Origin of the sequence: Shouchella tritolerans, assembly GCF_025770735.1 — a bacterium.
GTDB lineage: Bacteria > Bacillota > Bacilli > Bacillales > Bacillaceae_D > Shouchella > Shouchella tritolerans.
Genome location: NZ_JAODPB010000003.1, coordinates 23487 through 36653 on the forward strand (window position 1 = coordinate 23487; position 13167 = coordinate 36653).

Here is a 13167-nt window from a genome sequence, read left to right on the forward strand (position 1 = left end):
ATCATTCTCTAACTCTAAATTTATGAAAAAAACAATTATTGATGATTTTTGGAACAAATGCTGGCATAATCTTGAAGGTAATTTTGGAAAATTAAGGGGAATCATGATTTAGTGAACATAGCTTGCCTTGGATGATTAAAATGACATTCTTTCATACGTTCTTGCGAGTAATAAACAGTTTTCGAATACATAAGGAGATTTAGTGGACATTTTCGTTATAATGACCATTTTTCATTTTACAGTGTTATTATAAAGGTGTAGATAAAACACCATAGCATAATAAGGAGATGTTCTTGATGAGAGCAGCCGTATGGTACAAAGAGAAAGATATCCGTGTAGAGGAAAGAGAACCCGCGAAACTAGGCGCCCGTGATGTGAAAGTGCGCGTAGCATGGGCTGGTATTTGCGGAAGTGACCTTCACGAATACTTGCACGGTCCGGTTATTATCCCAAAAGGAGAGCCTGATCCTATTACTGGCGGCGAGCCACCCCTTACATTAGGGCACGAGTTTGCCGGTGTGATTGAGGAAGTAGGGACGGAAGTTAAAGCTTTTCAAAAGGGGGATCGTGTCGTCATCAATCCACTCTTTACCTACGGAAACAAGCCCGCTTCAGTTGATCTCTATGATGGCTTTTCGTTTGCTGGTCTTGCTACAGATGGGGGATTCGCTGATTTTGCAGTGATCCCAGAGAAAAATGTATATAAACTGCCTGACAACTTAACGTTAGAAGAAGGAGCACTCGTTGAACCGATGGCGGTGGCGGTGCAAGCGGTAAAAGAAGCCGATTTTAAATTTGGACAATCCGTTGCCGTCTTTGGGGCGGGGCCAATTGGTTTGTTCACCATTATTGCTGCTAAGGCTGCGGGCGCCAGCAAAATCATTGTTTTTGATTTATCGGAAGAAAGGCTGGAAAAAGCACGGCTAGTCGGCGCTACCCATACATTTAATTCTGGCGAAGTCGATCCCGTTGAAAAAGTGAAAAGCCTTGTCCCAGATGGGGTCGATGTGAGCTTTGAAGTGGCTGGCGTAAATGTAACATTTAACCAGTCTATTCAAGCAGCCAAATCACGGGGAACGGTCGTCGTTGTTTCCATTTTTGCTAAGCCGATTGAATTCAATCCGATGGATATTACGGGCAGTGGCGTTAAGATTACGTCCACTTTGGCTTATGAACCAGAAGTATTCCAAACGACCATTGATTTAATGGCAGAGGGAGCGTTGAATCCGAAAGGCGTTATAACCGACCGGATTGAGCTAGAAGATATTGTAGAGTCTGGGTTTGAAGTGTTAACAAGCGATAAACGCCAGGCTAAAATTCTCGTGAAACTTAGCGGCGAAAAATAAGAGCGTTTATTGGGGAAGGCCATTCGTGAAAGAGAGCAAGTCGAGGCTGGAATGGCTTCTCGTGAAAGAAACCGGATAAGATAAAAATGACCCCCTTATTCAAATAAATAAGGGGGTCGTTTTTTTGTTTTTGGAAAGAGTAGTAAGGCCGCCAGTTCCCCCATTGTTTAAAAACCGCTTCCCGCTTTCGTAAGGGAAGCGATTTTTTCTGCAATCAAATCAGAAAGCAAGTCGTACCCTTTTTCACCAAAATGCAAGCCGTCATCCCTCATCCCTTTTAAGCGCCATTGATAATCTGGCTTTGAGAAGAAGGTGGTAAAAAAGTCAACGAAATGACAGCCACGCTTTTGTGCTACTTCCTTGATGCAATGGCTGTATGCCTTGAGTGCTTCGTTCGTTCTGTTTTGCTCAAGTGATTCATCGACAGGGGCGGGGGTAATCAAAATCGCCTTCTTAGGCGAAATGAAGCTAGCGATTTTGTCGATATTATCAGCAAAGTCATCTTGTTCCACTCGCTTATGGGTGGCTACGTCATTGGCTCCAAACAACACGGTTACAAGATCAGGTTGATGGCTAATGACATCCGTTTCAATTCGTGCTAAAGCTTGAATGGTTGTGTCGCCAGAAACGCCAGCATTTACGATTTCAACCGTCGGCGGCAACTTCTTTTTAAGAAATGCGGTTAACATTGGTTCGTTTAACCCTTCATGGCCGGCAGTAATGCTATCGCCAAAGCATACTAGTTTCATAAGCACAGATCCTTTCTTTGTTCGAAGGTAATGAGCTAGGCACTAACATAAAGGCTATCATCATTTTGATGTTATTGTAACAGAAAAATATGAAAATAACGAAGATGAAATATATCAAACGCTCGAATAATAAAGGAGGATAGCTAAACAAAGAGATGCTTAGCTACCCCGGATGATGTTAATTGTTTGTAAAAGCAGCGTCTTTTAGGAAAACGACGCCTGTTGGAATCACGGTTACGCCTTCTAGATCATTGCTTACCCCTGTCAAAGTAGAAGGGTAGTAGAGGAAATGAAATGGCACTTCCTCCGCGACTAATTGTTGGGCTTCTTTGAAATAAGCGCTTCTTTCTCCTTCATCCTCAGTCGCCAAAGTTGCATCGATGAGTTGGTCGAGATCTTGGTTTGTATAAGGATAGCGAAGTTGGTTGCTCGTTTGTTTATTGGAATGCAAAATCGTAAAGAAACCGTTGTAACCATCGCCTGTTGGGCTAGAACGCCCTAAAAGGAACATTTGCGTTTTCCCTTCGCCTGTATAGTCGACAAATGTAGCAAATTCGATTTGCTCAATTTCAACATTGACGCCAATTTCCGCTAACGCATGCTGGATGTACGTAGCGATGTTCACTTGATCTCCTTCTGTGCTGACAGTTAATGTAACATCGAGATCGCCTTCTCCATATCCTGCTTCTGCGAGCAAAGCTTTCGCTTCATTTGGGTCAAAGGAGAGGCCGTCTATTTCCGTAAAACCAAAATCAAACGGTGAAAGCGGGCTGTTTGCGATAGAGCCGTAGCCGTTGACGATGCCATCAAAGATTTCATTCTTATCAATCGCTTTCGCAAAAGCTTGGCGTACCCGCACGTCATTAAACGGCGCTTCATTGGTGTTAAAGGCAAGGAAGTTAACGTAGGTTGACTCCACTTCAATTACATTTATATCTGGATTCCCCTCGATTTCGGCCATGCTGCTTGGCGAAACGGCATCAATAACGTCGGAATTGCCTGATTGTAAATTCGCTAAACGTGTAGCAGCGTCTGGAATGACGGTGAAACGAACACCAGCTACTTGCGGGGCACCACCCCAATAATCGTCATTTGCTGTCAGGACAAGCTCTTCGTCAGGCGTCCAAGATTCAAATTGGAATGGGCCTGTGCCAATCGGTTTTTCGCTTACGATGGACCCTGGCGCTTCTCCGTTGGCAACAGCTTCATTGTCCTCGGCTATCACTTCAGGACTAATGATAGAAGCTCCGTGGTGTGACAAATGCGCTGGCAATGAAGCAAACGGAACGTTTAAATGAAAGCGGACGGTAGCTGGATCAATGACTTCTACTTCTTCGATAGCTTGAAACAAGTATGCAGTCGGAGACGCTGTTTCCTCGGCTAGATTTCGTTCGAAATTTGCTTTTACAGCCTCTGCATCAAACACATTTCCATCATGAAAATCGACGTCTTCCCTTAAAGAGAATTCCCACGTTAACTCATCGAGCATTTCCCAGTCTGTGGCCAAACTCGGTTGCAACTCCAAGTTTTCATCTTGTTCAATTAAGCGGTCGTATATATTGGCACCGACACGCCAATTGATGACAATGTTCTGTGTATGGGGGTCAAGTGGACGAATGTCGGTTGCTATGCCGTATTCAATAAAGCGATTTTCTTCACTGGGACTTTGGCTTGCATCATTGGTGCATGCGCCTAAAGCCAATACAGTGGCAATGGAGGTAGCTATGGCTAACTTCGTGATGGGTGGCATAAGTTGTCTCCTTTTGTAAAAATACTGTAAACCGATGAAAAAACTATGTTTAATATACATGTGTTTAAAATATCTGTCAACGCAATGGTTTTGCCAACCGCCTATTTATATGCATAGGTGTTTAGGAAACAAATCAAACGCTTTGCTTAGGCGTGTGCAAATAAAACACGGTTTGCAAGCCTATGTTTTCATGCGCCATAGTCTTGAATGGAGGAAGGCAGTGTTTTTTTGGCAATACAGATTCTATCATTATGTGTTTAAACAGCGAAATTTCAGGAGTAGAAAGGAAAAAGAACAGGCCTCCGTTTTAGCCTGCTCTTTAAACGTTGTGGTTGCACAATTATTTAACGTAAGCTGCGCCAATGATGATAAGAAGAATGAATAGCACAACAATTAGCGCAAAACCGCCACCGTAGCCGTAGCCACCGTAACCGCCGCCAGCTGGACCGTAGCCATAGCCGTCGTAGCCTCCGCCATAGTAACCCATGCGTGTACACCACCTTTACAATTAGGAATAATACACCTTATGCGTTAATCCAATTTTGGCGACAAAACTGGGCTTTCATAGTAAAACCTCCGCGAATAAAATGAGCCCTTCTCGGCTATTCTATTAGAGCAATAATAAATTGAAAAAAACAGTTGCAATCTAAAAAAACGTTTGTTATCATATTATTTGTCAGTCAGGAGGCCCGTTGGTCAAGCGGTTAAGACACCGCCCTTTCACGGCGGTAACACGGGTTCGAATCCCGTACGGGTCATTTTTATGAGTAGAAGGCAAAGCAAGAAGTTGGCTTCTCAACTCCTTGCTTTTCACTTGCCTTTTTAAGTTCGGTGGCAATGGCAAAGAGGTCACACCCGTTCCCATGCCGAACACGGTCGTTAAGCTCTTTTGCGTCGATGGTAGTTAGGGGATTCCCCTTGCGAGAGTAGAGCGCTGCCGGACAATTTTTCATAGATATGCCTCTATTGTAAAACGAGGCTCCTCAAAATCAACATTTGACAAAGAGAAGCAAGAAGTTCGAGGACAAGAAGTGCTCGAGGAAAGGAGCGTACAACCGTACGTGACTGACTGAGAGACACGAATTGGACGAAGAAATTCGCCGCTTATCTGCATATTCTTTGACAAAGAGAAGCAAGAAGTTCGAGGACAAGAAGTGCTCGAGGAAAGGAGCGTACAACCGTACGTGACTGACTGAGAGACACGAATTGGACGAAGAAATTCGCCGCTTATCTGCAGTCAAAATGGAGGATTAGCTCAGCTGGGAGAGCATCTGCCTTACAAGCAGAGGGTCGGCGGTTCGATCCCGTCATCCTCCACCATGTTCATATTGTCTTTCTATCGTGGAGGGGTAGCGAAGTGGCTAAACGCGGCGGACTGTAAATCCGCTCCCTCCGGGTTCGGCGGTTCGAATCCGTCCCCCTCCACCATTTTTATTTTGTTGGGCTATGGCCAAGCGGTAAGGCAACGGATTTTGATTCCGTGATGCGCTGGTTCGAATCCAGCTAGCCCAGCCATTAGAGCCATTAGCTCAGTTGGTAGAGCATCTGACTTTTAATCAGAGGGTCGAAGGTTCGAGTCCTTCATGGCTCACTTCTTTAAAGACGGTGAAAGCTGTGTGATATTGTCGACAAAGTCGACAATATCACTCAGACTGATAGAAAACGCTTGTCAGCCGAGGCGCGAAACCGAGTGAAGATGCGAATAGAACGTGGATTCATGAGCATATGAACGAGGTGAGCAACGAAGGATGCGAGCGTTTGTCTACAGTCTGGGACGGCGAAAGCCGTTTTTTATCGGGGCCTTAGCTCAGCTGGGAGAGCGCCTGCTTTGCACGCAGGAGGTCAGCAGTTCGATCCCGCTAGGCTCCACTTATAGAAAAGAGCGGCCTGTATAGGCTGCTCTTTTTATGTTGAAAATCGGTTTATACGCTTTTAGGCGGTTTTTTTGCAGAAAGATTGGAGTATTCATTTAGTAGAGCGTCGAGTTTCTGACTGATCGTTAAAATGTGTGGTGAGCTGAGCGGATAAGCAGCAGCCGAATCATTAAGTTGCGTCCGCGTGTCTTCAATCGAACGCGACAGTGGGTGAATGTCATACGCATTTGCCATATCCTTCCCTCCCTTTCTAAATTACATTACTCGGTTTAGGACAAAATTCCTTCTTTTTTAAAAAAAAGATATTTTTTCGTGTTATGATTAGATTACACGAAACCATCTGTCAGTGAGTTCCGTATGTTTAATTTAGGTAGGGGATGAAATGGACTCGTTAACGAATCGATTAATTGCAGACATTAAACAAGGGGATGAGCAGGCTTTCGCCGAATTGGTAGACCTCTACAAAGACAAAGTGTACCAAGTTGCCTATAGAATGGTCGGCCACGTCCATGAAGCCCAAGATATCGCCCAAGAGGCGTTTTTGCGTGCTTATACCAATTTAGATAAATTTGATACCACTCGAAAGTTCTCGACTTGGTTGTTCCGCATTACAACCAATGTGTCAATTGACCGTTTGCGGAAGCGGAAGCCTGACATGTATTTGCAAGATACGGTAAAAGGGATGGAGGAAGTGACCTATGAATCCCAACTTGCCGCAACAGATGAACTGCCTGAAGACCAGGTTGTGAAAATGGAGCTTCAAGAGTGGATACAATCAGAGATTAACCAGCTTCCTATTAAGTATCGTACGGCGATCGTGCTTAAGTATTTAGAGGATCTATCGTTAAAAGAAATTAGCGAAATTATGGATATGCCTGTAGCAACCGTTAAAACGCGGATTCATCGAGGGCGTGAAGCGCTGCGTAAACGTATGCGGCACTTATAAATGTAAAGGGGTGACAAGATGAAAACCTGTCATTCTCACGATGAATTGATACACATTTATTTAGACGGAGATGCGACGAAAGAGCAGAAAGAGGAACTTTATGCTCATCTACAATCGTGCCCGTCTTGCAGAGAGCATTTGCAAGAACTGAAGAAATCCATTGCGTTTATCCAAAGTTCTTCTCATATAGAGGCGCCTGAAGGGTTTACTGCCGGCGTTATGGCGAAATTGCCTAAAACGAAAAAAACAGCAAAATGGAAGCTAAAAGCTAAACGTCATCCAATTTTGGTTGCAGCAGCGATATTCCTCCTCATGATGTCAGCTGCCTTTTTTTCCGCATGGAACCATACTACCGACGGAATTGCCGTATCAGGGAACGGGCCGTTTGTAATTGATAAAGAAGCAGGCGTTGTCGTTGTGCCCGAAGGCGAAGTAATTGATGGTGACTTGGTTGTCAGAAATGGCACGCTCGTGCTTGAAGGGGAAGTGCGCGGCAATGTCCTTCTCATCAATAGCCGTTTCAACCGAGACGCACTTTACGCTTCGCCCAATCAAGTAACTGGGGAAATTGAGGAAGTCGACAAAGCGCTGTCTTGGGCGTGGTACAACATGAAAGAGTTTTTTAGTGAAGTTGTCGCCGTTTTCGATGCAGGAGAGGACGACCCACATTCCACCGACAATTAGAAGAAGCATGAAAAATAATGGAGTTCCTGTCGTAAAGCGGGAACTCCCTTTCTATTTCGTGTGGATCGGTGTATACTTGTTACGTTTGGCACTGCGTTTCGTTTAAGATGCGCTGGACTTGTCAAAGGTAGGACTAGACGATTAAACATGGAGGGGCATACATGTTTACGATAGACTTCGAAAATTTGCCATGGCTTGCTTACATTGGCCAAATTGTCGACATTTTGCTTGTTACATATGTTGTGTATAAACTAATTATGATTATTCGCGGCACTCGGGCTGTACAGTTGGTCAAAGGGATCGCTGTCATTTTTATGATATGGTTTGTCAGCAACTTCCTAGGGTTAAGCACATTGGAGTTCATTACCAAGCAAACCGCTACGTTTGGATTGCTGGCGATCATTATTATCTTTCAGCCTGAATTGCGCAGGGGATTGGAACAACTCGGAAGAAGCCGTCTGTTCACAAGCCGTTCAGCTCCTAAAAATGATTCGATGCAAACGACCATTGATGCCCTCGTTAAAGCGACTTCTTATATGGGGAAGCGACGCATTGGCGCGCTCGTGTCGATTGAAAAGGAGACTGGCTTAAACGATTATGCTGAGACTGGCATTCCGATGCAGGCTGTACTTACTTCGGAGTTGTTGATTAATATTTTTATTCCCAATACACCGTTGCACGATGGCGCCGTTGTCATTAAGAACGATAAAATTTTGGCCGCAGGCTGTTATTTGCCTCTGTCTGAAGACAATACAATATCAAAAGAGCTAGGGACGCGCCACCGTGCCGCTCTCGGGATCAGTGAAGTAACGGATTGTTTGACATTGATTGTCTCCGAGGAAACGGGAGGCATATCGATATCAAAAAGCGGCACGCTCTACCGTAACTTAAGCGAAGAACAGTTGAGGGAGATGCTTGAGCAGAACTTGCTTCGCGCTACTTCTTCTGAAAACCGCTGGCAGTGGGGTGGAAGAAAAAATGGATAAACTGTTTAATAGCATTTGGTTTGTGCGGATTCTGGCTTTCTTTATTGCATTGATGTTATTTATTATGGTCAATCAAGATAATGTCGGCACGCCGTCTCTTTTGCCTGAAGTAACCAATACTCCTTATACAATCGAAGACCAACCACTTGAAGTGTTTTATGATGAAACACGTTTTGAACTAGTTGACCAACCGGAAACAGTGAGTGTGCAGCTCCAAGGTTCGCAAGTGTCGATCTCGCTATTCCAGTTAACAAGCAACCGGTCGACAGAGGTGTTTGTGGACGCGACTGATGTGACCACTGAAGGAGAACATGTGCTAGCCGTCAACACACGCAATTTCCCGAGTGATCTGTCGGTAACAACGCAACCTCAAGTAGTTCGCATCACTTTAAAAGAAAAACAAACGGTCTCGATCCCAGTGCGCGTGGAGCTCGAGAACGAAAGCGAACTAGGAGACGAGTTTGCTGCAGGTTCGCCAATCGCCAACCCAGTGAATGTGGAAGTGACCGCAGATGGAGACACGATTGACCAAATTGAAGAAGCCAAAGTGTTCGTAGACCTTGAAGGGGTCAAGGAAACGGTTGAAGATGAGTACCCTGTCCATTTTTATGATGAGTCAGGGCAAGAACTGGAGATTGAAGCAGACCCTAATTTTGTTTCTGTGACCGTGCCGATCACGAGCCCAAATAAACTTGTGCCAGTGAAAATGATAAAGGAGAATGAGTTGCCAGACGGAATCAGCATTGATGAAGTGACGATTGAACCAAATGAAGTAACTGTATATGGGCCGACTGACGTTCTGGAAGATATTGAGTTTGTAGAAAGCGAGCCAGTTGACTTAAGCAAAGTTGAGGAAAACGGCGAGGTAACGGCAAAACTGAAAACACCAACGGATGCCGAACGAATTGAACCGAAAGAAGTCCGTGTCCACTTTAGTGTCGGAAAGGAAGAAAGGCAAGCGTTTTCCGACGTGCCGATTGAAATTGTCGGGGCAGAGGGCACTGTCCGTTTCGCTGCAGACCAGCCATCGACAGTTCCGGTAACAGCATTTGGGACTAAAGCCAGGCTGGATCGTTTGAGCATGAACGATATACAATTGCAGGTGGATGCGAGTGGTTCCCATAAAGGAGAACAGTCCCTTCCTATATCGGTAAGTGGGCCGCCGCATATCCGCTTCGAACTAGACGATGAGGCGATGTTGCAATTCGAAGAATGAAAGCAATGAGAACGCATAAAGAAGGAGCGATCAATCATGGGTAAATATTTTGGGACAGATGGCGTTAGGGGGGTAGCCAATTCAGAGCTTACGCCTGAACTTGCGTTTAAGTTAGGTCGCGCTGGCGGCTATGTGCTAACGAAAGAGGCGGCGCAACCTAAGGTGCTGATTGGCCGGGATACGCGTATTTCTGGGGAAATGCTTGAGGCTTCCTTAGTGGCTGGTTTGCTTTCAATTGGCGCCGAAGTTATGCGCCTTGGGGTCATTTCAACTCCTGGCGTTGCGTTCCTGACCAAACAATTGAGCGCAACTGCTGGAATTATGATTTCTGCTTCTCATAATCCGGTAGAAGACAATGGCATTAAATTTTTCGGGTCTGACGGATTTAAGCTGCTTGATTCACAAGAAGAGGAGATAGAAGCACTCATTGACGGCGAAGATACGATGCCTCGTCCGATTGGTGGCGATATCGGCCAGTTAAATGACTATTTTGAGGGCGCCCAGAAATACATGCAGTTTTTAAAACAAACGGTTGAAGGCGGTTTTGAAGGAATCCACGTCGCCATTGACTGTGCCAACGGTGCTGCCTCATCGCTAGCTACGCACGTGCTGGCTGATCTTGACGCAGATATATCGTCGATGGGCTCTTCGCCAAACGGAACCAATATAAATGCATGCTGCGGCTCGACCCATCCTGAAGAGCTGGCAAAGCTAGTTGTAGAAAAACAGGCAGACGTAGGCCTGGCGTTTGACGGCGATGCCGATCGTTTGATCGCAGTCGATGAAAATGGCGAGATTGTGGACGGCGACAAGATTATGTATATTATCGCTTCCTACTTAAAAGAACAAGGACGCCTGAACAACAATACGGTTGTCACCACTGTAATGAGCAATCTCGGTTTTTATAAAGCACTCGAGGAAAAACAAATCGAAACGAAGCAGACGGCTGTAGGCGACCGGTATGTGATGGAGGAAATGCGTAAAGGAAATTACAATCTTGGCGGCGAACAGTCTGGCCATATTATTTTTCTTGATTACAACACGACAGGCGATGGCTTGCTTACAGGCGTGCAGCTTTTAAACATTATGAAACAAACAGGGAAGCCTTTGTCCGAACTTGCCGCAGGCATGAAAACATTCCCGCAATGCTTAATCAACGTCCGCGTCACGGATAAAGATGCAGTTAAAAACAATGCCCTCGTCCAACAAGAAATCCAACGTGTGGAAGAGGCAATGGCTGGCGAAGGCCGGATCCTCGTACGCCCGTCTGGCACCGAACCACTTGTGCGGGTGATGGTCGAAGCCAAAACCGATGAGTTGTGCCAACAATACGCCAACCAAATTGTCGATGTCGTAAAAGAACAGCTTGGAGCTTGATAAAAAAGCATTGCCGTAATAAGGCAATGCTTTTTTATGTAGCCAAATTTCCGCTAGAACAAGTGCTGTTTTGCCCTTTTGAATAACAAACCGTTCCGCCGAACGAAACAGGTGCATAGTTTAAAATTGTGGAGAACCTATGAAATCGATTGACGGCAATTCTCCATTCCTTTATTATGAGTCTTGTATGAATTTCATACACCAAAGCGCCAGGACTGGCACGATGCCAGTTGACGAGGAGAGGGCTAATCGAACTTTCGGCGGGTTCCCTCCGGCTGCGTGTGACAGCCGCAAGCTTTTGTCAAAACAATGGGGTGACCTGTTGCACAAAAACAAAAGCAGCACGCAACAAATTCAAAGAGTGGGGGCACGTCTGCCCCTGCAGGTCGATGCTCCCACTGCGGGAGGATACGAAAAATATGTGTGGAATTGTTGGGTACATCGGAAATGAGGATGCAAAGGAAATCTTGCTAAGTGGTCTGGAAAAACTGGAATACCGCGGCTACGACTCCGCTGGCATTGCAGTCCGGACAGAAAGCGGTACCGAGGTGTTTAAGGAAAAGGGCCGAATCGCCACATTGCGCAAGGCTGTTGATGAAAATGTCCACTCAACAGTCGGAATCGGGCATACGCGCTGGGCGACTCATGGTGTCCCAAGCCAATTAAACGCACACCCTCATCAAAGCGCAACAGAACGGTATACGCTCGTACACAATGGTGTCATTGAAAACTACGAGCAAATTAAGCGCGATTATTTAGCCGATGTACAGCTAAAAAGCGATACGGACACGGAAGTGATTGTTCAGTTTATTGAACAATTGGCTGGGGAAGGACTTACAACCGAAGAAGCTGTCAGCAAAGCGCTCTCGCTTATGAAGGGCTCTTATGCGATTGCTCTTCTTGATAAGGAAGACCCAGACACCATTTTTGTCGGAAAAAACAAGAGCCCGCTTTTAGTTGGTGTTGGCGAAAATGCGAATGTCGTTGCCTCAGACGCAATGGCGATGCTTACTGTCACCGATCAATTTATTGAAATTATGGATGAAGAGCTCGTGATAGTCAAACGCGATCGTATTGAAATCAAAACATTGGCCGGTGATGTGCAAGAGCGCAAGCCTTACACAGCCGAGCTTGATGTAAGCGACATTGAAAAAGGCACATACGCCCACTTTATGCTAAAAGAGATTGATGAACAACCATTCGTCATTCGCAACATCATCCAAAAGTACCAACACGAAGATGGCAGCACGCGCCTCGATGAAGACATCCGCGCAGCAATGAAAGAAAGCGACCGGATTTACGTTGTTGCAGCAGGAACAAGCTACCATGCTGGCCTAGTTGGAAAACAGCTGCTCGAACGCGTTTCCGGCAAACCGACAGAAGTGCATATTGCGAGCGAATTTTTGTACAATATGCCGCTCTTATCTGAAAAACCACTCTTTGTCTTTATTTCACAAAGCGGCGAAACTGCTGATTCCCGCGGCGTGCTTGTGAACGTCAAAAAACAAGGCCACCGCACGCTTACAATTACAAATGTGCCAGGATCGACGCTTTCCCGTGAAGCCGATTATACGCTGCACACGTTTGCAGGGCCAGAAATAGCTGTCGCTTCTACAAAAGCATACACAGCACAAATTGCTGTTCTCGCCTTGCTTGCCGTTGATGTAGCCAATGCAGCAGGAAAGGCGCTTGATTTTGACTTGCTGCAGGAGCTAGCCATTGCCGCAAATGCAATGGAGTCGCTCTGCAACCAAAAAGACGAAATGGAACAAATTGCCCGCGACTACCTATCCGTGACGCGCAATGCATTCTTCATCGGCCGCACATCCGATTACTTCGTAGCTCTTGAAGGTGCATTGAAGCTAAAAGAGATTTCCTACATTCAAGCAGAAGGATTTGCCGGCGGCGAACTGAAGCATGGCACTATCGCGCTTATTGAAGACGGAACGCCTGTCATTGCCCTCGCTACACAAGAACATGTCAATTTAAGCATTCGTGGCAATGTTCAAGAAGTCGCAAGCCGAGGCGCAGCCACAGCGATCATTTCGATGGAAGGCCTTGACCAAGAAGGCGATGCTGTCGTCTTGCCCCGGGTACACGAGTTGCTGACACCACTTGTATCGGTCATTCCGACACAGCTGATTGCCTACTATGCCGCGCTGCACAGAGGCTGCGACGTCGACAAACCACGGAACTTGGCGAAGAGCGTGACGGTGGAGTAGGGTTGTTGTCATATTGA

The 13167-nt window shown here is 45.8% G+C and carries 11 protein-coding genes, 6 tRNA genes and 1 rRNA gene; 14 read left to right on the plus strand and 4 right to left on the minus strand.

Translation table 11 applies throughout. The annotated features are described in order from the left end of the window. Positions 1 to 296 precede the first annotated feature (296 nt). The gene (locus N6H06_RS10585; RefSeq protein ID WP_062749017.1) at positions 297 to 1346 is read left to right on the plus strand and encodes a 2,3-butanediol dehydrogenase; all 1050 of its coding nucleotides are present in this window, start codon (positions 297 to 299) and stop codon (positions 1344 to 1346) included. 167 nt (positions 1347 to 1513) lie between these two features. Here the strand turns inward: N6H06_RS10585 and N6H06_RS10590 are convergent, their stop codons facing one another. From N6H06_RS10590 to N6H06_RS10600, 3 genes are all read right to left on the minus strand, one after another. Beyond that, positions 1514 to 2095, minus strand: coding sequence for an SGNH/GDSL hydrolase family protein (locus N6H06_RS10590; RefSeq protein WP_263706427.1), 582 nt, complete (start codon positions 2093 to 2095; stop codon positions 1514 to 1516). Positions 2096 to 2273: 178 nt separating this feature from the next. After that, a complete protein-coding gene (locus N6H06_RS10595; protein WP_263706429.1) occupies positions 2274 to 3845 on the minus strand; it encodes a glutathione ABC transporter substrate-binding protein in 1572 nt (523 codons plus the stop codon). 340 nt (positions 3846 to 4185) lie between these two features. Continuing rightward, complete coding sequence (locus tag N6H06_RS10600) at positions 4186 to 4332, minus strand: YjcZ family sporulation protein (RefSeq protein WP_062749012.1); 147 nt, start codon at positions 4330 to 4332, stop codon at positions 4186 to 4188. A gap of 199 nt (positions 4333 to 4531) precedes the next feature. Here N6H06_RS10600 and N6H06_RS10605 point away from each other — a divergent pair. From N6H06_RS10605 to N6H06_RS10635, 7 genes are all read left to right on the plus strand, one after another. Continuing rightward, positions 4532 to 4603: transfer RNA gene (locus N6H06_RS10605), tRNA-Glu, on the plus strand. Positions 4604 to 4672: 69 nt separating this feature from the next. After that, a 5S ribosomal RNA gene (gene rrf, locus N6H06_RS10610) occupies positions 4673 to 4788 on the plus strand. A gap of 301 nt (positions 4789 to 5089) precedes the next feature. Continuing rightward, positions 5090 to 5165: transfer RNA gene (locus N6H06_RS10615), tRNA-Val, on the plus strand. A gap of 23 nt (positions 5166 to 5188) precedes the next feature. Then, positions 5189 to 5273 (plus strand) — tRNA-Tyr (locus N6H06_RS10620). A gap of 12 nt (positions 5274 to 5285) precedes the next feature. Then, positions 5286 to 5360: transfer RNA gene (locus N6H06_RS10625), tRNA-Gln, on the plus strand. Between the two features lie 3 nt (positions 5361 to 5363). Then, positions 5364 to 5436 (plus strand) — tRNA-Lys (locus N6H06_RS10630). 205 nt (positions 5437 to 5641) lie between these two features. Further along, a tRNA-Ala gene (locus N6H06_RS10635) sits at positions 5642 to 5714 on the plus strand. A 53-nt stretch (positions 5715 to 5767) separates the two neighbouring features. On the opposite strand, the gene N6H06_RS10640 is transcribed toward N6H06_RS10635, so the two are convergent. Next, entirely contained in the window at positions 5768 to 5953 is a 186-nt protein-coding gene (locus N6H06_RS10640) for an aspartyl-phosphate phosphatase Spo0E family protein (RefSeq protein WP_062749010.1), read from the minus strand. 148 nt (positions 5954 to 6101) lie between these two features. Between N6H06_RS10640 and sigW the strand changes: the two genes are divergently transcribed. The 6 genes from sigW to glmS all read left to right on the plus strand — a co-directional run bounded on the left by sigW (position 6102) and on the right by glmS (position 13150). Then, positions 6102 to 6665, plus strand: coding sequence for an RNA polymerase sigma factor SigW (sigW, locus tag N6H06_RS10645; protein ID WP_062749008.1), 564 nt, complete (start codon positions 6102 to 6104; stop codon positions 6663 to 6665). Positions 6666 to 6683: 18 nt separating this feature from the next. Then, positions 6684 to 7349, plus strand: coding sequence for an anti-sigma factor family protein (locus tag N6H06_RS10650; protein WP_263706433.1), 666 nt, complete (start codon positions 6684 to 6686; stop codon positions 7347 to 7349). A gap of 161 nt (positions 7350 to 7510) precedes the next feature. Beyond that, positions 7511 to 8335, plus strand: coding sequence for a diadenylate cyclase CdaA (cdaA, locus tag N6H06_RS10655; protein WP_318527544.1), 825 nt, complete (start codon positions 7511 to 7513; stop codon positions 8333 to 8335). Next, positions 8328 to 9551 (plus strand): CdaR family protein, encoded by a 1224-nt coding sequence (locus N6H06_RS10660; protein WP_263706434.1) that lies wholly within the window; start codon positions 8328 to 8330, stop codon positions 9549 to 9551. Before cdaA ends, N6H06_RS10660 begins: the two co-directional genes overlap by 8 nt. A gap of 36 nt (positions 9552 to 9587) precedes the next feature. Then, entirely contained in the window at positions 9588 to 10928 is a 1341-nt protein-coding gene (gene glmM / locus N6H06_RS10665; RefSeq protein WP_263706435.1) for a phosphoglucosamine mutase, read from the plus strand. A 419-nt stretch (positions 10929 to 11347) separates the two neighbouring features. After that, entirely contained in the window at positions 11348 to 13150 is a 1803-nt protein-coding gene (gene glmS, locus N6H06_RS10670) for a glutamine--fructose-6-phosphate transaminase (isomerizing) (protein ID WP_263706436.1), read from the plus strand. The last annotated feature ends 17 nt before the right edge of the window (positions 13151 to 13167 follow it).